The organism is Pantoea sp. SGAir0184 (assembly GCF_043544755.1).
This window is the reverse complement of sequence record NZ_CP028050.1, coordinates 602,706-627,733: the sequence shown is the minus strand read 5'-3', so window position 1 is coordinate 627,733 and position 25,028 is coordinate 602,706. Positions and strand designations below refer to the sequence as shown.

Genomic DNA, 25,028 nt, shown 5'->3' with positions numbered 1-25,028 from the left:
TCATGAACCAGATTCTTAATGCATCTTACCGCTACACCGACGATCCGCGCCGCGGCTACAGTGGCACCAGTCCGCAGGCGCGCAACGGCTTCGCGGAAATCGCTATTGATGGCCAGCCGCCGTACACCGTCAAGGTCGACGCAGAGGGCCGCTGGAGCTGGACGCCGCCCGCCGACTGGACGCCGGGCGAGCACATCGTGTCGGTGCGCATGATTGATGCCGCCGGCAACATTGGTAATCCCGCCCAGTTCATTCAGGTGGTCGACTACACGGCGCCGGACGCGCCGCGCCTGCTCAACATGTACGATGACCAGGGCGACATCACCGGCAGCTTCGATGCCGGGCGCATGACCGACGACCGTCGCCCTACCCTGACCGGCGTCGCCGAAAAGGGCACTGTGGTGTACCTCAAAGAGGGCGATACGGTGATCGGCAGCGCGCAGGCCGACGCCACCACCGGTATCTGGACGCTGGAGCCGGACGCCGATCTGAGCGACGGCACCCACCAGCTGACGCTGGTGGCGGTTGAAACCTTCAACGGCAAGCTGCGCGAGGGCGAGCCTTCTGCGCCGTTCGAACTGCTGATTGGCCGCGACGGGTCTGCCGCCACGGTGATTTCCCACGCGGTGGATGACGCCGGCCCGGTCACCGGCTCGCTGCTGAGCGGCGCGCTCACCGACGATGCCACGCCGCAGCTGCACGGCAGCGCCCCGGCGGGTAGCACGGTTTTTGTGCAGTACCGTAACGCCAGCGGTGAATGGGTTGACGGCGGCGCAGCGCAGCTGGACGGTACCCGCTGGAGCTGGACGCCACCGGCTGAGCTGGAGGCCGGCAGCTGGGAGTTCCGCGCCGGTCAGGAAGGCAGCTGGAGCGACAGCTTTACACTCGACATCGCCTTCGCCGGCAGCGACGCGCTGCACGCCACGCTGACCCACGCCACCGACGATTTCGGCCCGGTCACCGGCACGCTGCTAAGCGGTGCGCTCACCGATGACACCACGCCAACCCTGAGCGGGCGCGGCGAAGCCAACAGTAACGTGGTGGTGCGCTACGGTGCCTTTGGCGAGTTCACCCATTCGGCGGTGGTAACCGTAGGCGCGGACAGCAACTGGAGCTTCACGCCGCCGGCGCTGGAGTACGGCGTCTGGTCGTTTGCCGCGCAGGCGCAGGGCGACAGCCAGTGGAGCGATACCTTCGAGCTGGTCCTGATGCCGGGCGGCCAGCATACGCCAGAGATCCTCAGCGTGTACGACGACGTGGCGCTGTATATCGGCGAAATCAGCAACGGCGGCATCACTAACGACCGCCAGCCGGAGCTGAGCGGCGTTGCTGAAGCCAACAGCGTGCTCAACGTCTACGACGGCAGCACGCTGATCGGCAGCGTGCAGGTCGGCGCAGACGGCAACTGGCGCTTTATCACGCCGGCGCTCAGCGACGACTCGCACAGCCTCAGCGTCAGCTACGGCGCTTACGACGCTGGCCTGCCGGCGTACAGCATCGTCGTGGACGCCACGCCACCGGGCGAGGTGGAAATCAACGCGCTCGCCCCGCTCGGCCTGACGCTCAGCGACGTGGTGGAAGCCGGTCAGCAGGGCCTGTTCATTGACGACGGCAAAACCCAGCTGCGCGTCAGCGGCCAGGCCGGCGACAGCGTGCAGCTCAGCGACATTCTGCCGGAAGGCGAAGCGGTCAGCGGCTGGACGCAGCAGGCGGGCACCGTGACCATCGCTGGCAACCAGTATCACGTGTTCAGCCACGGCGACGCGGAACTGCTGGTGCAGGACGGCGTGAAAATCGAGCTGGTGTAATCCCCCGATGCCGTGCGCGCAGCACGGCATAATCCCTGCCCTTTACCCCTGTTTTTTCTCTGCTCGGACTTTTCTCCCTTCGGGACATGTCTCATAGGGCGTGTTACGTCATCTATTACAAAATACGCCCTTTATCACAAGGCGCAGCGCCTCCCGCTGCAGTTGACCCGACGTAAAAAACACAGGAATAATCTCCATGGAACTGTTCGATTTTAAAGAGGCTAAGTACCTCGAGCGCGACACCAACACCCCAACCTTTACCGGCAAAGTTGAAAGTGAAATAGGCAAAGGCGGCCAGATCGAGATCACTCTCGGCGATAAGCGTTACTACGTGGATATTAACCCAACGGACGGAAGCTGGAGCTGGACACCGCCCGAAGCGCTGGCCGACGGAGCGTACAACATCGCCTTTCAGTCAATTGACAAAGCAGGTAATACCAGCCGCTCTTCACTCCACACGCTGGTCGTCGACACCACGCCGCCGGTCGCACCGACGTTGCTTAACCTGTACGACGATCAGGGCGCCATCACCGGCAGCTTTGACGCCGGCAAAATGACCGATGACCGCCGCCCGACCCTGACCGGTATCGCCGAGAAAGGCACCGTGGTGTATCTGAAAGAGGGCAACACCGTGATCGGCAGCGCCAAAGCCGACGAGAAAACCGGTCTGTGGACGCTGGAGCCGACGGTGGATCTGGCGGATGGCCGTCATAACCTGACGCTGGTGGCGGCGGAAACCTTTGCGGATAAGCTGCGCGAGGGTAAGCCGTCGGACGAGTTTATTATCGTGATTGGCAAGGATGGCGACAATCAGCCAAAACCAGGTGTCAATGTAGAAATTAGACATGCAATTGATGACGACGGAGAAAATACCGGCTTATTAAAAAGTGGCGGCATTACCGATGACACCTCACCAAAACTTTATGGTTCCTCAACAGAAGGTAATGATGTCTTAATTCAGTACCGTAATAACAATGGACAATGGATTGATGGTGGCAAAGCTAGCATTGAAGGAGATACCTGGACCTGGACACCGAATCCAGCGTTACAGGCAGGCAATTGGGAGTTCCGGGCAAATGCTGGTTTCGGCTGGAGTGATGAGTTTAAACTAAATATAGATTCCAACCCCGCCCTGCTAACAGAAATTACTCATGCATGGGATGACTCAGGTAAATTGACAGGTATGCTAGGTAATGGTGCTATCACTGATGACCGCATCCCTACGTTACATGGTCGGGCGGAATCCAATAGTACAGTTTACCTTTTTTATCGTAATATTCTAGGGGATTGGGATTACCTTGATACCGTTATAACAGATGCCGATGGCCACTGGGAATATAACACCGATCGACTACCTGTTGCGAGTTATGAATTCCAGGCAAGCAGTACGCCAACACGAGATATAAATGGAAAAACCTTCAGCATGCAAATCATTGCGCCTGATTCTTTTACTCCAACCATTGAAGCAGCCTTTGATAATACAGGGCCACGCCAGGGTAACAAATCAACTGGAGATATTACTGATGATACCACCCCCGAAATAAAGGGGAAGGCCGAATCAAATAGCGTAGTTTATATTGAATACACTAACGGCTCTGAAAGTTTCTTATATTCAGTTACAGCGAACCCTTCCGGAGATTGGTCTTTAACCCCACCACCTTTATCTTACGGCGAGTGGAAGTTTGAAGCCTACTCTATAAACTCAAAAAAAAACCTTTTTAACTTAACAATCAAAGAAAGTGACTTCATATCGTCGAAGGAAATATTTTCAGAAAGTGGTTTATTTAACTTAATACAATATCAATCTAAAACCTTAAACTCCGGCCTAACAATTAACACTTTGAGTGGAGTTGTTCGTAACACTAAATGGGGAAATGAAAGCGAGCTTGATAGAAGGTTATTCATAGGGAAATTTGACCCTGCTAGCAACAACTATGTTTCCTCAAAAATTGAATTCTTGATAGAGCAATCGAAATACTTCAAGTTCATGTTTAACACTGACAGAGACTCTGAAGTTAAAGTGTCATATTATGATAAAGATGGAAAGCTAATTGAACAGGAGGTTGTTAAAAGTTTTAATGGTAGTAATAACGGTCTGGTCAACCATACATTTACTGCACCTGAAAACGAACTTATCCATAAAGTGATCGTTGAAAACGGTCAATACATAAAAGATAGCAAGGCGTATTGGGACCTGTTGTATATGGATGATATTGAGTGGGGCGTCGATGTTCCTTCAGATAAAATATTCGATAAATCATCACATCAACTCAATATTGAAAATATTAACGTTTTAGATGTCATCTCTATTGAAGATATTCTCTCTAAAGGCCAGAAAGATCTCTTCATCGACGACAGCAAAACCCAGCTGATGGTCAACGGCAATCAGGGCGATACCGTGCGCCTCGAAGACATCCTGCCGGAGGGCAGTGAGCAAAACGGCTGGGCCGAGCAGGCTGGAACCGTGACCATTGCCGGCACCCAGTACCACGTCTGGAGCAACGGCGACGCTGAGCTGCTGGTGCAGGACGGCGTGAAAACCGAGCTGGTGTAAGGGAGAGCCATCATGAACCAGATTCTTAACGCCACTTACCGCTACACCGACGACCCGCGCCGCGGCTACAGCGGCACCAGTCCGCAGGCGCGCAATGGCTTCGCGGAAATCGTCATCGACGGCAACAAGCCGTACACAGTCAGTGTCGGCCCGGACGGCCGCTGGAGCTGGACGCCGCCCGCCGACTGGACGCCAGGCGAACACGTCGTGTCGGTGCGCATGATTGACGCCGCCGGCAACATCGGTGACCCCGCCCAGTTCATTCAGGTGGTCGACTACACGGCGCCGGACGCGCCGCGCCTGCTCAATATGTACGATGACCAGGGCGATATCACCGGCAGCTTCGACGCCGGGCGCATGACCGATGACCGCCGCCCGACCCTGACTGGCGTAGCCGAAAAGGGCACCGTGGTGTACCTCAAAGAGGGCGACACGGTGATCGGCAGCGCGCAGGCCGACGCCAAAACCGGCATCTGGACGCTGGAGCCGGACGCCGACCTGAGCGACGGCACCCATCAGCTGACGCTGGTGGCGGTCGAAACCTTTAACGGCAAGCTGCGCGAGGGCGAACCGTCTGCGCCGTTCGAACTGCTGATTGGCCGCGACGGGTCTGCCGCCACGGTGATTTCCCACGCGGTGGATGATGCCGGCCCGGTCACCGGTTCGCTGCTGAGCGGCGCGCTCACCGACGACGCCACGCCGCAGCTGCACGGCAGCGCGCCGGCGGGCAGCACGGTTTTCGTGCAGTACCGTAACGCCAGCGGCGAATGGGTCGACGGCGGCGCGGCGCAGATCGACGGCACCCGCTGGAGCTGGACGCCACCGGCTGAGCTGGAAGCGGGCAGCTGGGAGTTCCGCGCCGGTCAGGAAGGCAGCTGGAGCGACAGCTTTACGCTCGACATCGCCTTCGCCGGCAGTGAAGCGCTGCATGCCACGCTGACCCACGCCACCGACGATTTCGGCCCGGTCACCGGCACGCTGCTGAGCGGCGCGCTCACCGATGACACCACACCAACCCTTAGCGGGCGCGGCGAAGCCAACAGCACCGTGGTGGTGCGCTACGGTGCCTTCGGCGAGTTTACCCATTCGGCGGTGGTAACGGTGGGAGCAGACAGCAACTGGAGCTTCACGCCGCCGGCGCTGGAGTACGGCGTCTGGTCGTTTGCCGCGCAGGCGCAGGGCGACAGCCAGTGGAGCGATACGTTTGAGCTGGTCCTGATGCCGGGCGGCCAGCACACGCCAGAAATCCTCAGCGTGTATGACGACGTGGCGCTTTATATCGGCGAAGTCAGCAACGGCGGCATCACTAATGACCGCCAGCCGGAGCTGAGCGGCGTCGCCGAGGCCAACAGCGTGCTCAACGTCTACGACGGCAGCACGCTGATCGGCAGCGTGCAGGTCGGCGCAGACGGCAACTGGCGCTTTATCACGCCAGAGCTCAGCGATGACTCGCACAGCCTCAGCGTCAGCTACGGCGCTTACGACGCTGGCCTGCCGGCGTACAGCATCGTCGTGGACGCCACGCCGCCGGGCGAGGTGGAAATCAACGCGCTCGCCCCGCTCGGCCTGACGCTCAGCGACGTGGTGGAAGCCGGTCAGCAGGGCCTGTTCATTGACGACGGCAAAACCCAGCTGCGCGTCAGCGGCCAGGCCGGCGACAGCGTGCAGCTCAGCGACATCCTGCCAGAAGGCGAAGCGGTCAGCGGCTGGACGCAGCAGGCGGGCACCGTCACCATCGCCGGCAGCCAGTACCACGTGTTCAGCCACGGCGACGCCGAGTTGCTGGTACAGGACGGCGTGAAAATCGAGCTGGTGTAATCCCCCGATGCCGTGCGTGCAGCACGGCATCATCTTCTCCTTTTCCTCTGTTTTTAATCCGTTCGGATTTTTCTCCCTTCGGGACGTATCTCATACGGCGTGTTACATCATCTATTACAAAATGCGCTCTCTGTAACAAGGCGCAGCGGCCCTCGCTGCGGTGGACCCGACGTAAAAAAACACAGGAATAATCTCCATGGAACTGTTCAATTATGAAGAGGTGAAATACCTCGAGCGCGATACCAACACCCCCACGTTTTTTGGCTATGCAAATTCAGAAATCGGTAAGGGCGGCACCATGCTGATTACCGTCGGCAAAGAGACCTTTACGGTAGATATCGACCCTGCCAACGGCTACTGGAGCTGGACACCTGCAACGCCACTGGATGATGGTTACTACAACATGTCTTTTCAGTCGGTTGATAAGGCTGGCAACGTCAGTACGCCCAGTCTGCGTACGCTGATTATTGATACCACGCCGCCGGCAGCGCCGACGCTGCTGAACATGTACGACGATCAGGGTGACATCACCGGCAGCTTCGATTCTGGCAAGATGACCGACGACCGCCGCCCCACCCTGACCGGTATCGCGGAAAAAGGCGTGATTGTTTATCTGAAAGAAGGCAATACGGTTATCGGCAGCGCGAAGGCGGATGAAAATACCGGGATGTGGAAGATCGAGCCGGAGGTTGACCTTACCGACGGTCAGCATGATTTGGCGCTGGTGGCGAATGAAACCTTTGCCGGTAAGGTGCGCGAGGGTGAGGTTTCGGATGTTTTTAGTATCATCATCGGAAAAGATGGCTCAACCCCGCCCGATCCCGGTGCCATCCTGGAAATCACTCACGCAATAGATAATGTCGGCAATGCAACTGGCGAATTGAAAAGCGGCGGGCTGACTGATGACACCACACCAGAGCTTTGCGGTAACGCACCAGCAGGTAGCACGGTGAGAATCCAGTATCGAAATGATAAAGGCGAATGGATCGATGCAGGCAACGCAGTGATGGACGGTAGCCGCTGGAGCTGGACACCGAATCCGGCGCTGAGTGCCGGTAACTGGGAGTTCCGAGCCAATGACAGCAGCAGCTGGACTGAAGAGTTCATACTTAATATTGATCTATCGGCATCTACTCGCACTGAGATTACTCATGCTTACGACGATTTTGGTCCGTCTACCGGTATGCTCGGTTCTGGTGCGATTACAGACGATACTACTCCTACTTTATACGGCCGTGCCGAAGCTAATAATATTGTCTATATACACTATCGCAACGTAACCGGTATGTGGGACTTATTGGGTAGCGTAATAACTGAAGCGGATGGAACATGGACTTATGAAAGTAAAAATTTGACAGAGGGCCTTTATGAATTCCAGTCAGGGACTTCCGCCACATATACTCCCTCTGGTAAAACTTTCGAATTGCAGATTATAACAACTGGCACAATAGTGCCGAAAATCACATCTGTTTGGGATGATGAGGGAACATCAACAGGCATAATCCGTAATGGCGGGGAAACCGATGATCGAACTCCCACTCTTTCTGGCGTTGCGGAAGCAAATAGTACTGTGGTTATCAAATGTACAGACGGTAAGGACACATTTACAGTTTCTGTCTTCTCAAACGATAAAGGCGACTGGAATTATACCCCTCCACCGCTTAAGTTCGGCTCGTGGGCGTTTACGGTCTCGACGATAGATAGCGATAAAACCAGCGATAGCTATGTTATAAATATACAGCAATACAATTACGTTAATAGCGGTTGTAATTTTGAGGGTTTACCATCATCTTTAGGAAGCCACATACCTAAACCTTATCCTAGTGTAGGGGTTGGCAGTCAATTTAACTTATACAGCAAATATAATTTCAAAAGTGATTTTGCTATGAAGCCTTTAGCCGGAGTTGTACAACTATCAAACCACTATTATTATGTCGGCAATCAAGCTTACACGGGAAATAATCTTATAATGAGAGAAAACTCTAAAGCAGAGTTCACTGTCCCAACATCGAAAATTTTAGAATTGAACGTTATAGGTGGAAATAAAGGCTATTACATAATAAATTTTTATGACAAAGATAATAACATCATACATTCAGAAAAAGTTTCCGTACCAGAAGGGGTATTGCACCATAAGTTCTCTATCGATGAAGGGTTATTTACTAAGTTTGATATTGAGGTGCGTGACTTAGGAGGATTGTATTTAGATAATTTTATATGGCAAAAAGCCGTTCCGATTGTTAATACAACGATTAATCAGATTGATGAACAACATGACGATGCCATCAATAGTTTATTACAAATTGATCCAGATGAAATCCTTGAGCAAGGACAACAGGATCAGTTTATCGATGATGGTAAGACGCAGTTAATGATTGATAATCATGCCTGCGAAACAGTGCAGCTTAGCGACATCCTGCCGGAAGGCGAAGCGGTCAGCGGCTGGACGCAGCAAACCGGCACCGTGACCATCGCTGGCAACCAGTACCATGTGTTCAGCCACGGCGACGCGGAACTGCTGGTGCAGGACGGCGTAACGGTGAATCTGATTTAACCGCAGTTCGGCACCGCTCGTGACATGGCGGCCCGCTCTGGCCGCCATAATAAAAAAGGTCGTCATGAATGACGACCTACAGATATGGTGCTGGTATTACGCCGGTGAAACTATTTCTTCACCGTCTCCATGCCCATCAAACCAATCTTCAGATAACCCGCTTCACGCAGCTGATCCATTACCGACATCAGCGTTTCATAATCGACTGATTTGTCCGCCTGGAAGAAGATGGTGGTCTCTTTGTTGCCTTCGGTTTGCGCAGTGAGCGCATTCACCAGCGTCTCTTTGGTCACCGCATCGTTACCGATGTAGATCTGCTTATCCGCTTTGATCGACAGATAAACTGGCTTCTCCGGTCGCGGCTGCGGCGCGCTGGTGGAAGCAGGCAGATTGACGCGCACATCCACCGTGGCGAGCGGCGCGGCGACCATGAAGATGATCAGCAGCACCAGCATGACGTCGATAAACGGCGTCACGTTGATTTCGTGCATTTCGCCATCGCCGACCGCATCATCATTTAAACGCATCGCCATAATACTTATCCTACGCGCAGTTTCTGGGCCGCCGCCGGACGGTTAACTTCTTTTGCGGTATCGACGTTGCCGAGGTCCAGATCGCGGCTCTGCAGCAGCAGCACCTGCGCCGCCACGTCGCCGAGCGACGCTTTGTAGCTGGCGATCATGCGGGCGAAGACGTTGTAGATCACCACCGCCGGGATTGCCGCCACCAGGCCAATCGCTGTCGCCAGCAGCGCTTCCGCGATGCCCGGTGCCACCACCGCGAGATTAGTGGTCTGGGTTTTCGCGATACCGATAAAGCTGTTCATGATGCCCCACACGGTGCCGAACAGACCGATAAACGGCGCGACGGAACCGATGGTGGCGAGGAAGCCGTTACCGCGACCGGCGTGGCGGCTGAAGCCTGCGACGCGACGCTCAAGGCGGAAGCTGGTGCGCTCTTTAATGCCGTCGAGGTCTTCGCTGCCGGCAGATAGTTCCAGTTCGTTACGCGTGTCGGCGAGCAGCACAGCACTGTGGCTGTTGGCTTTGAAGTTTTCGGCAGCGCGATACGCGTCATTCAGTGAGCGCGCTTCGCCCAGCGCCAGCTGTTCACGCTTCAGGCGACGTTTCGCCCCGCTCAGCTCCGCGTATTTGCCAAAGAAAATCGCCCAGGTAACGACCGAGGCCAGCAACAGGCCGATCATCACAATTTTTACCACGATATCGGCATGCTGATACATGCCCCAAACGGAGAGGTCCGTTTGCATCAAGTCACTGGCTACCACGCTGCGTCTCCGACTTCTGTTGCACCGTTCACGATTGAAGCGCGGATCATAGCAAAAAAACCGACCGAAGTGATAGTGGTTCTCATTACTATTTACAAAGCTGCAACCCGCTGAATTGATACGGCGCAATGTTTAGCGCGATAAATCGCGCCGCTACGGTTGGGTGCGGTTTGCGGAATAGAGCAACAGGCACGGTTGCGCGATAAATCGCGTCGCTACGGTTGGGTGCGGTTTGTGAAATGGTGCAACTGGCGCGGACGAACATCCCGCACGGGTCGTAGCGGCGCAATTTATTGCGCTTTGCTTTTCCGCCGCGTAATAAAAGCCACATCCAGCCTCTTTCCGCGATTGTGCTGGCGTCACTCTGATATTCGGCAAACGGGCTCAACCCCGCGCCGCGATTCGTGGTAAGTTGGATGCTTTGTGAGACGTGTCAGGAAAGGCAGTGATGGCAACGAAAAAAATTGATACCCGGCTTGTCACCGCGGGACGCAGCAAACGTTACACTCAGGGCTCGGTTAACAGCGTCATTCAGCGCGCATCCTCACTGGTTTTTGACTCCGTCGCGGACAAACAACGCGCCACCGCCGGACGCGCCAGCGGTGAACTGTTTTATGGCCGGCGCGGCACCCTCACCCATTTCTCCTTCCAGGATGCGATGACCGAACTGGAAGGCGGCGCCGGCTGCGTGCTCTATCCGTGCGGTGCGGCCGCAGTCGCCAATGCCATCCTCGCGTTTGTCACCAGCGGCGATCATATTCTGGTCAGCGGCGCGGTGTACGAACCCACTCAGGATTTCTGCACCAAAATTCTCGCGAAGCTTAACGTCACCACCACCTGGTTCGATCACTGCATCGGCAGTGAAATCGGCGAACTGGTGCAGCCGAACACCCGCGTGGTGTTCCTCGAATCACCGGCGTCCATCACCATGGAAGTGCAGGATATTCCGGCAATTGTCGCGGCGGTGCGCGCCAAAGCACCAGACGCGGTGATCATGATTGATAATACCTGGGCGGCGGGCGTGCTGTTTAACGCGCTGGAGCATGGCATCGACATTTCGATTCAGGCCGGCACCAAATACATCATCGGCCACAGCGATGCGATGATCGGTACTGCGGTGGCCAACGAGCGCTGCTGGGCGCAGCTGCGCGAAAACTCCTACCTGATGGGCCAGATGGTGGATGCAGACACCGCGTACATGGCCAGCCGCGGCCTGCGCACACTGGCGACGCGTCTGCGTCAGCACGAAGAGAGCGGCCTGCGCGTGGCCGAATGGCTGGCGGCACAGCCGGAAGTGGCGCGCGTCAACCATCCGGCGCTGGCGCAGTGCAAAGGCCACGAATTCTGGCGGCGCGACTTCAGCGGCAGCAGCGGGCTGTTCTCATTCATCCTGCATGAAAAACTCACCCCGGCGCAGCTGGCAAATTATCTCGATCGCTTCCACCATTTCAGTATGGCCTACTCGTGGGGCGGCTTTGAATCGCTGATTCTGGCGAACCAGCCGGAAGAGCTGGCGGCAATTCGTCCGGCGGGCGGCGTGGATTTTGACGGCACACTGGTGCGTCTGCATATCGGGCTCGAGCACGTTGACGATCTGCTGGATGACCTGAAAGCCGGTTTTGCCCGCCTGAAAGCGTAAAAAGATAAACCAAACTTAAACCATCCGGTGCGGCGTAGCGGAGATCAACGATTACGCCGTCCCGGACGGTTAAAATACAAGCCTTGTGACTCGATGGGATAGCTGATGGGTGTTTTACATGAGATTGTCCAGGCGCTGTGGCATCAGGATTTTGCCGCGCTGGCCAATCCGGATGTAGTGTGGATTGTCTACGGCGTGATGTTTCTGACGCTGTTCCTGGAAAACGGTTTGCTGCCTGCCTCGTTCCTGCCCGGCGACAGCCTGCTGCTGCTGGCAGGTGCGATGATCGCCAAAGGCGTGATGGATTTTGTGCCGACCATGGTGATTCTGACCACCGCTGCCAGCCTCGGCTGCTGGCTGAGCTATCTGCAGGGGCGCTGGCTTGGTAACACTAAAATCGTCAAAAGCTGGCTGATGCATTTGCCAGCGCAGTACCATCAGCGCGCCTGGCACCTGTTCAACCGCCACGGCCTGATGGCACTGCTGGTTGGCCGCTTTCTGGCCTTTGTGCGTACGCTGCTGCCCACCATGGCGGGCATTTCGGGTTTGCAGAACGGGCGTTTTCAGTTCTTCAACTGGCTGAGCGGCGCGCTGTGGGTCGGGATTGTGGTGGCGATGGGCTATGGCATCAGCCAGGTGCCGTTTATCAAGCGCCACGAAGATCAGGTGATGGCGATCCTGATGGTGCTGCCTATTGTGCTGCTGTTTCTCGGCCTCGGCGGCAGCATTGTGGTGATCTGGAAAAAGCGGCGCCAGAAAGCCTGACCTCTGTAAAGCGCCGCCGTTTCAGGCGGCGTCAAACGGCTGCAGCGCCCCGGTCTGGCGCGCGCGGCTCGCCTCTTCTCCCGGCGTCACGCCAAAGTACCGTTTAAACTCCCGCGAAAACTGTGACGGGCTTTCATAGCCGACGCGCACGGCGGCGGCGCTGGCCTTCAGCCCATCCTGCAGCATCATTAACCGCGCCTGATGCAGCCGGTAACGCTTGAGATACTGCAGCGGCGACGTCTGGGTCACCGCCTTAAAGTTATGGTGAAACGCCGAGACGCTCATGTTGACCTCCGCCGCCAGCATTTCCACGCTCAGGCTTTCAGCAAAGTGGTTCTCGATGCGGCGCAGCGCCCGGGCCACCTGGCTGAACTGCGTCTGGCGATTGACCAGCGACAGCAGCGCGCCGCCAATCGGCCCGGTCAGTACGTAATAGATGATTTCACGCACCAGCTGCGGGCCGAGCACGCGGGCGTCACGCGGTTTATCCATCACATCCAGCAGCCGTTCCGCGGCGCACAGCATCTCCTCGCTAAGAAACGCGGAGTGAATGCCGGAGGTTTGCGGCTGCGGCTGAAACTGCTCGTCATCGCCAATGCTTAACAGCAGATCCTGCAAACTGGCCGGATCCACGGTGAGGCTCATACCAGCCAGCGGCTGCTGCGGCGTGGCGTCGGTTTCGCACTCCACCGGCAGCGTGACCGTGAGCATCAGATATTTGGTGGCGTCGTAGCGAAACACCGTGCTGCCGAGGTAGCCGGTTTTGTGTCCCTGAAACAGGATCACGATGCCCGCCGGATACAACATCGGCGTACGCGGCAGCGGTTCCTCAGCGTAGATCAACCGTACGTTTTCCACCGCACACAGCGGCTTTTGTGGCTCGCGCATCAGCGCGATCACGCGCTGCGCCAGCTGGCGGCAAAGGGCATCGTTCGGCATGGCACTCTCTCGGGCAGCAAAAAACGCAGTGTGCCGCATTGCTGCATAAAGCTCCAGATGGCTGGAGAATCAGGCAAGATTTTTGCAGGATTGCACCGGGCGAAAGTGCCGTTCGGTTGCCACAATGATCCTCAGGTCAGGTTTGTTGACTAGACTTAAGCACATCGTTTCTACGGTAAGTCACTGCAACCGATAAGGAGTCACTATGGCAGAGCAACCCCGGATTAAACTGCACGACGGCAACATGATGCCGCAACTCGGCCTTGGCGTCTGGCAGGCCAGCATTGATGAAGCGCGCAACGCGGTGCTGGAAGCACTGAAGGTCGGCTATCGTTCCATCGATACCGCCGCCGCGTATAAAAATGAAGAGGCGATTGGCCAGGCGCTGCAGGAAACCGATGTGGCGCGCGATGAGATCTTTATCACCACCAAACTGTGGAATGATGACCAGCAGAACGTTGAGCAGGCGATGGAGACCAGCCTGAAAAAGCTGCAGCTGGAGCAGGTGGATCTCTATCTGATGCACTGGCCGTGCCCGCAGAAAGACCACTACGTCGATGCGTGGAAGAAAATGGTGGCACTGCAGCAGCAGGGCCTGGCGAAAAGCATCGGCGTGTGCAACTTCCATGAAGCGCACCTCAAGCGGCTGATTGATGAAACCGGCGTGTCGCCGGTGGTGAATCAGATTGAACTGCATCCGATGCTTCAACAGCGCACGCTGCATGCGTGGAATGCGCTGCATCAGATTCAGACCGAGTCGTGGAGCCCACTGGCGCAGGGCGGTGAAGGCGTGTTTGATCAGGAGATCATTCGCGAGCTGGCGAAAAAGTACAGTAAGACGCCGGCGCAGATTGTGATTCGCTGGCATCTGGACAGCGGCCTGGTGGTGATTCCGAAGTCGGTAACGCCGGCACGCATTCAGGAGAACTTCCAGGTGTTTGATTTCCGGCTGGATAAGTCAGAAGTGAGCGAGATCGCGAAGCTGGATAAAGGCAAGCGGCTGGGACCGGATCCGGAAGAGTTTAATGGGTGACGTGGGTTAAGGATGCGATGGGTGAAAGGTGCGGTTTGCCCCCTCACCCCGGCCCTCTCCCGCATGCGGGAGAGGGAGATGTCCGCGCAAATCTGAAGCGGTGTGCCTGTGAGTCATACCGCTCAAAACGGTTCCCTCTCCCGCTGGCGGGAGAGGGTTAGGGTGAGGGAAAAGAAACGCACCTCACCCGACCGGATTAACCACCATCTGCCCTGCCGTGCCGCGGTCGGCGAGCTCCAGCGTCTGGCTGTAATAGACAAACGGGAAATGCTCTGACGAACTCTGCGGGAAACTCACCAGCAGTTCGACATCACCGTCCACCCAGACCGTATCTTTCCAGCCGCGATCTTCTCCCATCGACTGCGCGCCGTTGACGCTCTTAATCAGGAACATCACGCCCTGAATATGCAGCGACTGCGGACGGTCGGCGTGAATGATCCAGCGCTCAAAGGTGCCCTGCTGCACCGTAGTATCGATGCGATTCATGTCCCACAGCACACCGTTAATGCCCGGCGTACCATCGCCGAGGCGGAATTCGCGCGTGCGCACCGCCACGCCATCAAGAATCTGATCCGCCAGCAGGCGCATCGGCAGATTGTCGGTCACCAGCGGCAGCAGGCCAGTCGGGCGCAGCGTCAGCACCAGCGTATTGGTCAGAATCGATGACGGCTCAAACAGCCCGCGCAGACGATCCATAATGCCTGCCGCCGTGCCTGCGGTGATCGACACTTCATCGCCCTGCGACATGTCCACCAGCACTTCGCGGCGTTCGCCCGGTGCGAGCGACAGCGTCTGCACCGCTACCGGCGCGGGCAGGAAGCCCTGATCGCTGGCAATCACCGTAAACGGCCGGTTGTCGCTAAAGCTGAGATCGAAACGGCGCGCATTGGCCGCATTCAGCAGGCGCAAACGCACCCAGCCGCGCGACACTTCGACATACGGATTTTGCACGCCGTTAACCAGCAGCGTATCGCCGAGAAACCCGCCGTCCGACGGTGGGTTATAAACCGGCGTGGCAAAGTTATCGAGGCGCTTGTCCTGAATAATCAGCGGGAAATCATCGACGCCGTAATGCTTCGGCAGCGGCAGCGCTTTGCTGACGTCATCTTCGATCAGCCACATGCCCGCCAGGCCGTTATAAACGTGCGGCGCCATGCGATTTGGCGTGTTGGCGTGATACCACAGCGTGGCCGCGCCCTGACGAATCGGCAGCACCGGCGCCCAGTCTACGCCGCCGGACATCATGCGCGGCGCACCGCCCATCAGCGCGCCCGGCACCTGCAAACCGCTGACGGTCATCGCCACCGGTTCATTGAGGCGGTTGCTGTAGATCAGTTTGACATCATCGCCGCTGTAAACGCGCACCGTCGGGCCAAGGTACAGGCCGTTAATGCCCCATACCGGCACTTTGTTGCTGTTGCCGTTAAAAGACCAGTGGCTGCGCTGCAACGTAAGGAACAGCGGCTGACCGCGGCGTGATTCAATCAGCGGCGGCACCGGCAAAGGTACATCGCCCAATGGCGCGGCGGCGCGGGCGGCGTAAGGCATAACGCTGGAAGCCAGCGCCATACCGGCAGAAAGCTGAATAAACTGACGTCTGCTGCAAGACATAAAACTTCAGACCTTTTGAGCGTGGCGTGAAGACGCCGTGTCCATGTTGTTATTTTTAATCGTGTTGTGAAGCGCCCGACCGGCGCGGCTGTGTGTCCGGGTTAGGTCAATGCGCATCCGGGACCCGGTGCGCATGAATGCGCACCCTACAAGCGGCGGGGCCCGGTGCGCCTCAATGCACCCGACAGATCGAGCCATTGCGCGCTGCGGGTGAGCCATTTTTTGCCGGCTAGATTTTACCGTTTTTTTCGCGTTCGGCGACTTCAGCGTTCAACTCTTCCAGCTTAGCAGACATTAATTCACGGCAGTGGGTCGCCAGTTTGCGTACCGACGTGGTTTCAAACTGCGTGGTATCCACTGGCGGCAGCATTTCTACGATCACTAAGCCATTGTTCCAGCGATTCAGTTTGATTTTGCCGTGGGTGTTAGAGACCACCACCGGGATGATCGGCACGCCCGCCGCCACCGCCGCATGGAACGCGCCGGTCTTGAACGGCAGCAGACCGCGTCCGCGGCTGCGCGTCCCTTCCGGGAACATCCAGAAGGAAATTTTCTTCTTTTTAAACTGCGCCACCAACTCGCCGATGGTGCCGTGCGCTTTGGCGCGGTTATCGCGGTCAATCAGCAGGTTACCGGTCAGCCAGTAAAGCTGGCCGAAGAACGGGATCCACAGCAGGCTTTTCTTGCCCACCGTGACCGTGGTCGGCTGCACGATATTGGCGGCGGTAATCATGTCGTAGTTGTTCTGATGGTTAGCGATGTAAATCGCGTTACCGTAGCTTTCGGCATCCGCCGGTTTACGCAGTTCGACTTTGACGCCAAACACCGTCGACAGACGACCAAACATGTGACCAAAGGTCGCCACGTGGCGCGGATTACGCGGTGAAAACAGACACCAGATGCTGCCAAATATACAAACCAGAATCGAATAAATCACAACGATCAACGTGCGTAAAATTAGTAACATAGCTTCCTCAAATGTGGCAGTCCTTCGCCTTTTCAGTCTTACTCTTCGCTATTCGCGTCACTTTTTGGCCGCGCTGGCGCATTCACTTCCACGCTATCGATCCGCTGCAGTCCGCGCGATACACTACCGCGACGGCCGCGCTCAGCACGCACTTTCTGCAGATCTTCATCACGCATGATCAGCTTACGCTTGCCGACGTAGATAGTGATGGAACTGCCCGGCGGCAGAATCAGCAGCCACTGCAGCTTGTCCACGCCCGCGGCGGCGTCCGCGGACGGAATCGAGATAATCTTGTTGCCCTTGCCTTTCGACATCTGCGGCAGATCGGCCACCGGGAACATCAGCATCCGCCCCGCCTGGGTGATGGCCAGCAGCATGTCGTCGCCAGAGTGCACCGCCAGCGGCGTCATCACTTTGGCGTTTTCCGGCAGCGTCAGCAGCGCTTTACCGGCGCGGTTGCGCGACACCAGATCGGCAAAGGTACAGATGAAGCCGTAGCCGGCATCGGAGGCCATCAGCAGCTTCTGATCGTCCGCTTCCATCAGCACCTGCTCAATCACCGCACCTGGCGGTGGCGTCAGCTTGCCGGTGAGCGGCTCGCCCTGCCCGCGTGCCGACGGCAGCGAGGTCGGATCCAGCGTATAGCTGCGGCCGGTGGAGTCAATAAACGCCACCGGCTGGTTGCTCTTGCCGCGCGCGGCGGCACGGTAGCTGTCGCCCGCTTTGTAGCTTAATCCTGCCGGATCGATATCGTGACCTTTGGCGCTGCGCACCCAGCCCATCTGCGACAGCACAATGGTGACCGGCTCAGCGCTCACCAGCTCGTTCTCGCTCAGCGCTTTCGCTTCTTCACGTTCATGCAGCGGCGAGCGGCGATCGTCGCCGTAGGTCTGGCTATCGGCCAGCAGTTCTTTCTTCAGCAGGTTACTCATTTTGCGATCTGAGGCGAGGATCGCCTGCAGCTGATCGCGCTCTTTTTCCAGCTCGGCCTGTTCACCGCGAATCTTCATCTCTTCCAGTTTGGCGAGATGGCGCAGTTTCAGTTCCAGAATCGCTTCGGCCTGGGTTTCGCTGATGTCAAAGCGCGACATCAGTACCGGCTTCGGCTCATCCTCGCTGCGGATGATGTGAATCACCTCATCAATATTGAGGAACGCCACCAGTAAACCTTCGAGGATATGCAGACGACGCAGCACGCGTTCCAGGCGATGATTGAGGCGGCGCGTCACGGTATCGCGGCGGTACACCAGCCATTCCGAGAGGATCTCCAGCAGGTTTTTCACCGCCGGACGGTTATCCAGCCCGATCATGTTGAGGTTAACGCGGTAGCTCTTCTCCAGATCGGTGGTGGCAAACAGGTGGTTCATTACCTGATCGAGATCCACCCGATTGGAGCGCGGCACAATCACCAGCCGCGTCGGGTTTTCGTGATCCGATTCATCGCGCAGATCCTCCACCATAGGCAGCTTTTTATTGCGCATCTGGCTGGCGATCTGCTCCAGCACGCGCGCGCCCGACACCTGATGCGGCAGCGCGGTGATCACCACTTCGCCGTCCTCTTTTTTCCACACCGCACGCTGGCGGATTGAACCACGGCCGTTCTGGTAGATCTTGCGGATCTCGTCGCGCGGCGTGATGATCTCGGCTTCGGTCGGGAAGTCCGGCCCCTGCACGATTTCCAGCAGCTCATCCAGCGTGGTGTTGGGCTTGTCGATCAGGCGCACCGCGGCTTCGGCCACTTCGCGCAGGTTGTGCGGCGGAATATCGGTCGCCATACCCACGGCGATGCCGGTGGTGCCGTTGAGCAGGATGTTCGGCAGGCGCGCCGGCAGCATTTTCGGCTCCTGCAGCGTGCCGTCGAAGTTCGGGATGTAATCCACCGTGCCCTGCCCCAGCTCGCTGAGCAGCACTTCGGCATATTTCGACAGGCGCGATTCGGTATAACGCATCGCCGCAAAGGATTTTGGATCGTCCGGCGCACCCCAGTTGCCCTGACCATCCACCAGCGGATAACGGTAGGAGAACGGCTGCGCCATCAGCACCATGGCTTCATAGCAGGCGCTGTCGCCGTGTGGATGGTATTTACCCAGCACGTCACCGACGGTACGCGCTGATTTCTTGAATTTTGCGCTGGCGTTAAGCCCCAGCTCGGACATGGCATAAACAATGCGGCGCTGCACCGGCTTGAGACCGTCACCGATGTACGGCAGCGCACGGTCCATGATCACGTACATGGAGTAGTTCAGGTACGCGTTTTCAGTAAACTTGTGCAGGGCAAGACGCTCTGCGCCATCCTGTGTCATTTCACTCATTAAGCTGGCATCCTCACTTCGTGGCCCGCAACGGCGGGTCATCCGGCGGTCATTTGGCGAGGATAGTACCTTATTCGCGGGATTTAGTCACAGGGAAGCCGTTGAGGACAGAAAGAATCTCCCGGCTTTAAATAACGTGACGCCGGTTGGAAAAATAAAAAGGATTGGGAGCATCATCACACTTATTTAGCGCGTTATTGTGTGAGCAAACTCGCATTTAATTTCCCGTCATCGCGGTGTATTAATGCTGTCCGCCTGACGGGACAACATTTAGTATTGTTGCTGCCGCCATCCTTTCCTAAATTCATACTCCATAAGACACACCTTTTTCGCGACGGCTTGCTGGCAATGAAATAAATGCCACAAGGAAAAATCCCATTAGGTTTTACCAAAATAAAGGGTGACCGAATGCAAATACTGACTTCGCGACAACACCGGTTAGTGAAATTGCTGTTGCAACAGGCGGCGCCGCAGCCGATTGGTCAGCTGGCGTTACAGCTCGGTGTCTCCGGAAAGACCATTCAGCGCGACCTGCAGTGGCTGGAGAGCTGGCTCAGCAACTGGGCGCTGACGCTGGAGAAAACCCCTGGCCGCGGTGTGCGGCTGCGGGTTGAGGATATGCAGCAGCGTTTGCAGCTGGAGCAGCAGCTGAACGGCGACGAGGCCGGCGACGCGCTCAGTCATAACAGCCGGCGGATAAAAATCGCCTCCCAGCTCCTGAGCGATGCACCGCGCGCCACGTCAATCAGCAAGCTGTCCGAGCGCTACTTTATCAGCCACGCCTCGATTGTGAATGACCTGAAAGTGATTGAAGAGTGGCTGCAGCCGCTGGGATTAACGCTGCAGCGCGGCCCGGGCGGCACGCACATAGAGGGCCATGAACAGGCGCTGCGTCAGGCGATGGTGTCGCTGATCAACGATGTGATGCAGCAACAGGTCGCCGGTACGCCACTGCTGCCGCGGCTCGATCCCGGCAGCCAGCAGGCGCTGGTGCACTATTTTGGCGAAGAGGATGTGGCTTTTGTGCAGACGCTGCTGCAACAGATGGAGCAGCAGCTGAGTTATCCGCTGGGCGATGCCTGGTATCTCAATCTGTGCACGCACATCCTGATCATGATGCACCGCATGGCGCAGGGCAACGCGCTGGCGCTGGACATTCTCACCACCGCGCACGATCTGGATCAGTCGATTCTCACCATTGCCCGGCAGATGGTGGCGCGCATTGAGCAGCGCATCGGCTGTGCATTGCCGGCCGATGAAGTCGGTTTTATTTATCAATATATCGTCTCCTCCGGCATTGTGGTGGAAGAGCGTGGCGATCAGGTGACGCTGCATAATCAATTTTCCACTGCCGAGTCGGTTAAAATAACCTGCGAATTAATTGATCGTTTCTCGGCGTTTATTCAGCAGGACTTATCTCAGGACCGTTTATTATTTGACGGTTTGCTGGTGCATATAAAGCCATTATTAAACCGGCTTAAATATCACATTCATATTCGCAATCCGCTGCTGGATGATATTAAACAGGAAATGAAAGAGATATTTTCTCTGACCCAGCAGGCAATGCAGCTGACCGCGCGCACCTTCGCCCTGTCGCCGGTGGCTGAGGATGAAATTGGTTATCTGTGCGTCCATTTCCAGGCGGCACTGGAGCGGCAGATCGCCCACAAACGCATCCTGGTGGTGTGCTCCAGCGGCGTGGGTACCTCGCACCTGCTAAAGAGCCGCATATTACGCGCTTTTCCGGACTGGGAAATTGCCGGCGTGGTGTCAGCCAGCAATCAGGCGGCGTTTTGTCAGCACCACGCGGTGGATTTGGTGATTACCACCATCCACCTCGACGCCGGTGCCATTCCGGCCGTGTATGTCAGCGCCTTTTTTAATGATGACGATATCCGGCGGGTCACTGACGCCATGATTGGCAGCCAGCTGCCCAACGGCACGCCCTGCGCGTTGGCCGCACACTGATTGAATGAGGAGCAACCATGGACATTTCCCGCATTCTGACGCCGCGCCGCGTTAACCTGGCGCTTAGCGCCACCAGTAAAGAAGAGGCGATCAACGAACTCACCGATCTGCTGGTGAGTGACGGCGCCATCAGCGATCGCGCCGCGTTTATTGCCGATGTCTGGCTGCGTGAAGCGGAAGGCTCGACCGGCTTCGAAAACCATATCGCGATTCCGCACGGCAAATCGTCGGCGGTCAAACAAACCACGCTCGCCATCGGCCGCACCCAGCAGGACATTCCGTGGGAAACGCTGGATGGCAGCCAGGTGCGCTGCATCATCCTGTTCGCCGTGCGGCTGGAAGATCAGAACACTACCCATATTCGCCTGTTGTCGCAGGTGGCCAGCGCGCTGGCCGATGATGAGGTGATAGCCCGACTGCTGGCGGAGAATGATCCCGGCAATATCATCCGGCTGTTTAGTCAGTACGCCGAAACCGACCTCTGTTAACACCCAACACCTTGAGGTGCCACATGAATATCGTCTGTGTAGCGGCCTGCACCGCAGGCATCGCGCATACCTACATTGCGCGCGAAAAACTGATTAAGGGGGCTCACGCGCTGGGCCACACCATCCACGTTGAAACCCAGGGCACCATCGGCACTGAAACGCCGCTGACGCGTGAGCAGATCGACGCCGCTGACGTGGTGATCCTTGCGGTTGACGTCAAGATCAACGGCGAAGAGCGCTTTCAGGGCAAACCCATCGTGCGAGTGAAAACCGAAGTGGTGATCAAGTCACCGGTGAAATTCCTCGAAAAAGTGGCGGATTCACTGGCGCGCGCCTGAGGAGATCGATCATGAGCGATCACAAACGTCAGTACGGCAAGGAGATCAAAGGCCATCTGCTCACCGGCATCTCATGGATGATCCCGCTGATCGTTGCCGCCGGCATCTGCATCGCGCTCGGCCAGGTGATTGGCGGACCGGACGTCGGCAAGCAGACCGGCAGCATTGCGTGGATGCTGAACCAGATCGGCGGCTGGGGCATGGGGCTGATTGTGCCGCTGATCAGCGCCGCCATCGCCTACTCGATTGCCGATCGTCCCGGCTTTGCGCCCGGCCTGATCGTCGGCTTCATCTGCGGCCAGATCGGCACCGGCTTTATCGGCGGCATTCTGGGAGGTTTCCTCGTTGGCTACACCGTGCTGCTGCTGCGCCGGGTGATCAGGCTGCCGCAGTCGATGCAGGGGCTGATGCCGATCATGGTGCTGCCGCTGCTCAGCACCATCATCGCCGGGCTGCTGATGATGACCTTTATCGGCCAGCCGATCGTCTGGCTGCAAAAGACGCTGATTCATCTGCTGGATTCCATGCAGGGCGGCTCAAAGTTCGTGATGGGCGCCATCCTCGGCGCGATGGCTACCTTCGACTTTGGCGGGCCGATCAATAAGACCATGTCGCTGTTCGCCGACGGCATGCTGGTCGACGGCATTTACGGTCCGGAAGCGGTGAAGTTTGTCGGCTCCATCATTCCGCCGTTCGGCATCACCCTCTCGTATCTGCTGACGCGCCACAAATACACCAAAGCAGAGAAAGAGGCGCTGAAAGCCGCCTTCCCGATGGGCATCTGCATGATTACCGAAGGCGTGATTCCGATTGCGGCACGCGACCTGCTGCGTGTGGTGGCCAGCTGCGTGGTGGCCTCAGCGCTGGCCGGCGGACTGATTATGGTGTGGGGCGTGGAAGCGCCGGTGCCGCACGGTGGCATGTTCGTGGTGCCGCTGTTCACCAAACCGTGGCTGTTCTGCCTGGCGCTCGGCATTGGCACCGTGGTGTGCGGCGTGATGCTGTCGGTGATGAAAAAACCGGTCACGCAGCAGGATGAAGAGTTCGATGACGTGGAAGCACCCGGCGTCCGCGATGAAGAGATCAAATTCACTCTGGAATAAGGAGCCCGCATGTTTGCCATGATGAATGACCTGATTCAGGCCGCCTTCCAGCACAAGTACGCAGTGCTGGCAATCAACTGCTTTAACCTCGAAACCGCCCGCGCGGCGATTCAGGCGGCTGAACAGCAGCGCGCGCCGCTGATCCTCAACGTGTATCAGGGACACAGCGCGCATTTTCCGCCAGCGGTGGCGGCGCCGCTGGTACAGGCGCTGGCCGCTCAGGCCGCGGTGCCGGTGGCGCTGGCGCTTGACCACGGCAAAGCTTTTCCGCTGATTGGTCAGGCGTTTCGCGCCGGCTTTACCGGTCTGATGATTGACGCATCGGCCGAGCCGCTGGCGGACAATATTCGTCAGACCGCAGCGGTAGTGAAGATGGCGCATACCGCTGACGTGTGCGTTGAAGGCGAGCTGGGGCATATCGCCGATGCGCCCACATATGAACTGGCCGATGCCGCCGTTAAGATGACGCGGGTGGAAGACGTGCTGCCGTTTATTGAGCAGACCGGCATCGACCTGCTGGCGATTTCGGTCGGTACCGCGCACGGGCTTTATCCGCCAGGCGTAAAGCCGAAGATCGACTTCGAACGGCTGCAGCAGCTGCACGCGGTGACGACGCGGCCGCTGGCGCTGCACGGCGGCTCGGGCACCCCGGCGGAGGATATACGCCGCGTCAGCGCCTGTGGCGTCGCCAAGATCAACGTCGGCGCTGCGGTGTTCGACGCCGGTAAGCACGCGGTGCAGCAGGCGCTGCGCCAGCATCCGCAGGCTGAGCTGGCCGATGTGCTGGCGCTGATGGAGTCCGCCTGTCGCGAAGTGGTTATTGAATATCTGAGCTGGTCAGGGTCAGCAAACCGCTACTGACGGCGCGCCCGCCCGTATCGCGGCGCAATCACCACCTTTTTTTCCCTCATCGGGTCGGCGCGTGCGCCGGCTCTGGTAAAACTCACGCTAAGGAAATATAAACATGTTGATTTCAATGAAAGAGATGCTGGCCCCGACCCGTGAACATCGCTTCGCCATCGGCGCATTTAACGTCGCTGACAGCTGCTTTATCCGGGCCGTGGTGGAAGAAGCCGAAGCCACCAATACGCCCGCCATTATTTCTATCCATCCGAGCGAACTGGAATTTGTCACCGATGAATTTTTTGGCTACGTGCGCGAACGCACTCTGAAAAGCCGCGTGCCGTTTACCATTCACCTCGATCACGGCGCTTCAATTGCGCAGGTGCTGCGCGCTATTCAGTGCGGCTTTACCTCGGTGATGATTGACGGCTCGCTGCTGCCGTACGAAGAGAATGTGGCGCTGACCAAAGAGGTGGTGAAGCTGGCGCACGCGGTGGGTGTGTCGGTGGAAGGCGAACTCGGCACCATCGGCGATACCGGCACTACGGTGGAAGGCGGCGTGAGCAAGGTGATTTATACCGAACCGGCGCAGGCGGAAGATTTTGTGCAGCGCACCGGCGTCGATACGCTGGCGGTGGCGATTGGCACCGCGCACGGTATCTATCCCAAAGATATGAAACCCGAACTGCAGATGCACATTCTGAAGGATATCTCTCAGCGCGTAGATATTCCGCTGGTGCTGCACGGCGGTTCGGCCAATCCGGACGCGGAGATTGCCGAGGCGGTGACGCTGGGCGTGGGCAAGATCAATATCTCCAGCGACATGAAGTTTGCCTATTTCGCCCGACTGCGCGAGATCCTCGCGCGGGAGAGCTGGTGGGATCCGAATGTGATTTATCCGGACGCCATCGCCGCCGCGAAAGCGGTGATTCGCTACAAGATGAATCTGTTTGGCGGGCTGGGTAAAGCCGGATTGTATCGTTGATTTCAAAACAATAAATAG

20 protein-coding genes are annotated in these 25,028 nt (G+C 57.4%); 13 read left to right on the top strand and 7 right to left on the bottom strand.

The window, feature by feature from the left end; genetic code table 11:
* Nucleotides 1-2 precede the first annotated feature (2 nt).
* The 4 genes from C1N60_RS02960 (at nt 3) to C1N60_RS02945 (ending at nt 8,734) form a co-directional block, all read left to right on the top strand.
* Nucleotides 3-1,808, top strand: coding sequence for an Ig-like domain-containing protein (locus C1N60_RS02960; RefSeq protein WP_394521372.1), 1,806 nt, complete (start codon nt 3-5; stop codon nt 1,806-1,808).
* A gap of 196 nt (nt 1,809-2,004) precedes the next feature.
* Complete coding sequence (locus C1N60_RS02955; RefSeq protein WP_394521371.1) at nt 2,005-4,362, top strand: Ig-like domain-containing protein; 2,358 nt, start codon at nt 2,005-2,007, stop codon at nt 4,360-4,362.
* A 12-nt stretch (nt 4,363-4,374) separates the two neighbouring features.
* Nucleotides 4,375-6,180 carry an Ig-like domain-containing protein gene (locus C1N60_RS02950; RefSeq protein ID WP_394521370.1) on the top strand — a complete coding sequence of 602 codons (1,806 nt, stop codon included), beginning with the start codon at nt 4,375-4,377 and terminating at the stop codon, nt 6,178-6,180.
* A gap of 196 nt (nt 6,181-6,376) precedes the next feature.
* Nucleotides 6,377-8,734 (top strand): Ig-like domain-containing protein, encoded by a 2,358-nt coding sequence (locus tag C1N60_RS02945; protein WP_394521369.1) that lies wholly within the window; start codon nt 6,377-6,379, stop codon nt 8,732-8,734.
* A gap of 110 nt (nt 8,735-8,844) precedes the next feature.
* Here C1N60_RS02945 and exbD read toward each other — a convergent pair whose 3' ends face one another.
* From exbD to C1N60_RS02930, 3 genes are all read right to left on the bottom strand, one after another.
* Nucleotides 8,845-9,267: a TonB system transport protein ExbD gene (gene exbD, locus C1N60_RS02940; protein ID WP_021509588.1), complete on the bottom strand. Its 423-nt coding sequence runs from the start codon at nt 9,265-9,267 to the stop codon at nt 8,845-8,847.
* A gap of 5 nt (nt 9,268-9,272) precedes the next feature.
* Entirely contained in the window at nt 9,273-10,001 is a 729-nt protein-coding gene (gene exbB / locus C1N60_RS02935; protein WP_031280126.1) for a tol-pal system-associated acyl-CoA thioesterase, read from the bottom strand.
* Between the two features lie 106 nt (nt 10,002-10,107).
* Nucleotides 10,108-10,350 (bottom strand): hypothetical protein, encoded by a 243-nt coding sequence (locus C1N60_RS02930; RefSeq protein WP_394521368.1) that lies wholly within the window; start codon nt 10,348-10,350, stop codon nt 10,108-10,110.
* Between the two features lie 117 nt (nt 10,351-10,467).
* Between C1N60_RS02930 and metC the strand changes: the two genes are divergently transcribed.
* Together metC and C1N60_RS02920 are read left to right on the top strand one after the other, a co-directional pair.
* Complete coding sequence (gene metC, locus C1N60_RS02925) at nt 10,468-11,658, top strand: cystathionine beta-lyase (protein ID WP_021509590.1); 1,191 nt, start codon at nt 10,468-10,470, stop codon at nt 11,656-11,658.
* Nucleotides 11,659-11,763: 105 nt separating this feature from the next.
* Complete coding sequence (locus tag C1N60_RS02920) at nt 11,764-12,423, top strand: DedA family protein (protein ID WP_021509591.1); 660 nt, start codon at nt 11,764-11,766, stop codon at nt 12,421-12,423.
* A gap of 21 nt (nt 12,424-12,444) precedes the next feature.
* Here the strand turns inward: C1N60_RS02920 and C1N60_RS02915 are convergent, their stop codons facing one another.
* Complete coding sequence (locus tag C1N60_RS02915; RefSeq protein ID WP_058759789.1) at nt 12,445-13,362, bottom strand: AraC family transcriptional regulator; 918 nt, start codon at nt 13,360-13,362, stop codon at nt 12,445-12,447.
* Between the two features lie 205 nt (nt 13,363-13,567).
* On the opposite strand from C1N60_RS02915, the gene dkgA reads away from it, so the two are divergent.
* Nucleotides 13,568-14,395 carry a 2,5-didehydrogluconate reductase DkgA gene (gene dkgA / locus C1N60_RS02910; RefSeq protein ID WP_141496431.1) on the top strand — a complete coding sequence of 276 codons (828 nt, stop codon included), beginning with the start codon at nt 13,568-13,570 and terminating at the stop codon, nt 14,393-14,395.
* A 183-nt stretch (nt 14,396-14,578) separates the two neighbouring features.
* Here the strand turns inward: dkgA and ftsP are convergent, their stop codons facing one another.
* The 3 genes from ftsP to parC form a co-directional block, all read right to left on the bottom strand.
* Nucleotides 14,579-16,006: a cell division protein FtsP gene (ftsP, locus tag C1N60_RS02905; protein ID WP_394521367.1), complete on the bottom strand. Its 1,428-nt coding sequence runs from the start codon at nt 16,004-16,006 to the stop codon at nt 14,579-14,581.
* Nucleotides 16,007-16,235: 229 nt separating this feature from the next.
* Nucleotides 16,236-16,973 carry a 1-acylglycerol-3-phosphate O-acyltransferase gene (locus tag C1N60_RS02900; RefSeq protein ID WP_021509595.1) on the bottom strand — a complete coding sequence of 246 codons (738 nt, stop codon included), beginning with the start codon at nt 16,971-16,973 and terminating at the stop codon, nt 16,236-16,238.
* Nucleotides 16,974-17,011: 38 nt separating this feature from the next.
* A complete protein-coding gene (gene parC, locus C1N60_RS02895) occupies nt 17,012-19,285 on the bottom strand; it encodes a DNA topoisomerase IV subunit A (protein WP_021509596.1) in 2,274 nt (757 codons plus the stop codon).
* 408 nt (nt 19,286-19,693) lie between these two features.
* Here parC and C1N60_RS02890 point away from each other — a divergent pair, with 408 nt between their 5' ends.
* From C1N60_RS02890 to C1N60_RS02865, 6 genes are all read left to right on the top strand, one after another.
* Nucleotides 19,694-21,253 carry a BglG family transcription antiterminator gene (locus C1N60_RS02890; protein ID WP_058776535.1) on the top strand — a complete coding sequence of 520 codons (1,560 nt, stop codon included), beginning with the start codon at nt 19,694-19,696 and terminating at the stop codon, nt 21,251-21,253.
* A 17-nt stretch (nt 21,254-21,270) separates the two neighbouring features.
* Nucleotides 21,271-21,741 (top strand): PTS sugar transporter subunit IIA, encoded by a 471-nt coding sequence (locus C1N60_RS02885; RefSeq protein WP_010618474.1) that lies wholly within the window; start codon nt 21,271-21,273, stop codon nt 21,739-21,741.
* A 23-nt stretch (nt 21,742-21,764) separates the two neighbouring features.
* Nucleotides 21,765-22,079 carry a PTS fructose transporter subunit IIB gene (locus tag C1N60_RS02880; protein ID WP_021313325.1) on the top strand — a complete coding sequence of 105 codons (315 nt, stop codon included), beginning with the start codon at nt 21,765-21,767 and terminating at the stop codon, nt 22,077-22,079.
* Between the two features lie 11 nt (nt 22,080-22,090).
* Complete coding sequence (locus tag C1N60_RS02875) at nt 22,091-23,182, top strand: PTS fructose transporter subunit IIC (RefSeq protein WP_394521366.1); 1,092 nt, start codon at nt 22,091-22,093, stop codon at nt 23,180-23,182.
* Between the two features lie 9 nt (nt 23,183-23,191).
* The gene (locus C1N60_RS02870; RefSeq protein WP_394521365.1) at nt 23,192-24,043 is read left to right on the top strand and encodes a class II fructose-bisphosphate aldolase; all 852 of its coding nucleotides are present in this window, start codon (nt 23,192-23,194) and stop codon (nt 24,041-24,043) included.
* A gap of 103 nt (nt 24,044-24,146) precedes the next feature.
* Nucleotides 24,147-25,010, top strand: a complete 864-nt coding sequence (locus tag C1N60_RS02865) for a ketose-bisphosphate aldolase (RefSeq protein WP_021509600.1) — start codon at nt 24,147-24,149, stop codon at nt 25,008-25,010.
* Nucleotides 25,011-25,028 lie beyond the last annotated feature (18 nt).

Bases quoted from the DNA above. Each gene is read 5' to 3' on its own strand.
- metC (WP_021509590.1), top strand. From the start codon at position 10,468: ATGGCAACGAAAAAAATTGATACCCGGCTTGTCACCGCGGGACGCAGC.
- C1N60_RS02955 (WP_394521371.1), top strand. From the start codon at position 2,005: ATGGAACTGTTCGATTTTAAAGAGGCTAAGTACCTCGAGCGCGACACC.
- C1N60_RS02870 (WP_394521365.1), top strand. From the start codon at position 23,192: ATGTTTGCCATGATGAATGACCTGATTCAGGCCGCCTTCCAGCACAAG.
- exbB (WP_031280126.1), bottom strand. From the start codon at position 10,001: ATGCAAACGGACCTCTCCGTTTGGGGCATGTATCAGCATGCCGATATC.
- C1N60_RS02865 (WP_021509600.1), top strand. From the start codon at position 24,147: ATGTTGATTTCAATGAAAGAGATGCTGGCCCCGACCCGTGAACATCGC.
- C1N60_RS02900 (WP_021509595.1), bottom strand. From the start codon at position 16,973: ATGTTACTAATTTTACGCACGTTGATCGTTGTGATTTATTCGATTCTG.
- C1N60_RS02945 (WP_394521369.1), top strand. From the start codon at position 6,377: ATGGAACTGTTCAATTATGAAGAGGTGAAATACCTCGAGCGCGATACC.
- C1N60_RS02915 (WP_058759789.1), bottom strand. From the start codon at position 13,362: ATGCCGAACGATGCCCTTTGCCGCCAGCTGGCGCAGCGCGTGATCGCG.
- dkgA (WP_141496431.1), top strand. From the start codon at position 13,568: ATGGCAGAGCAACCCCGGATTAAACTGCACGACGGCAACATGATGCCG.
- C1N60_RS02950 (WP_394521370.1), top strand. From the start codon at position 4,375: ATGAACCAGATTCTTAACGCCACTTACCGCTACACCGACGACCCGCGC.
- C1N60_RS02960 (WP_394521372.1), top strand. From the start codon at position 3: ATGAACCAGATTCTTAATGCATCTTACCGCTACACCGACGATCCGCGC.
- parC (WP_021509596.1), bottom strand. From the start codon at position 19,285: ATGAGTGAAATGACACAGGATGGCGCAGAGCGTCTTGCCCTGCACAAG.
- C1N60_RS02930 (WP_394521368.1), bottom strand. From the start codon at position 10,350: ATGTGGCTTTTATTACGCGGCGGAAAAGCAAAGCGCAATAAATTGCGC.
- C1N60_RS02885 (WP_010618474.1), top strand. From the start codon at position 21,271: ATGGACATTTCCCGCATTCTGACGCCGCGCCGCGTTAACCTGGCGCTT.
- exbD (WP_021509588.1), bottom strand. From the start codon at position 9,267: ATGGCGATGCGTTTAAATGATGATGCGGTCGGCGATGGCGAAATGCAC.
- C1N60_RS02890 (WP_058776535.1), top strand. From the start codon at position 19,694: ATGCAAATACTGACTTCGCGACAACACCGGTTAGTGAAATTGCTGTTG.
- ftsP (WP_394521367.1), bottom strand. From the start codon at position 16,006: ATGTCTTGCAGCAGACGTCAGTTTATTCAGCTTTCTGCCGGTATGGCG.
- C1N60_RS02875 (WP_394521366.1), top strand. From the start codon at position 22,091: ATGAGCGATCACAAACGTCAGTACGGCAAGGAGATCAAAGGCCATCTG.
- C1N60_RS02920 (WP_021509591.1), top strand. From the start codon at position 11,764: ATGGGTGTTTTACATGAGATTGTCCAGGCGCTGTGGCATCAGGATTTT.
- C1N60_RS02880 (WP_021313325.1), top strand. From the start codon at position 21,765: ATGAATATCGTCTGTGTAGCGGCCTGCACCGCAGGCATCGCGCATACC.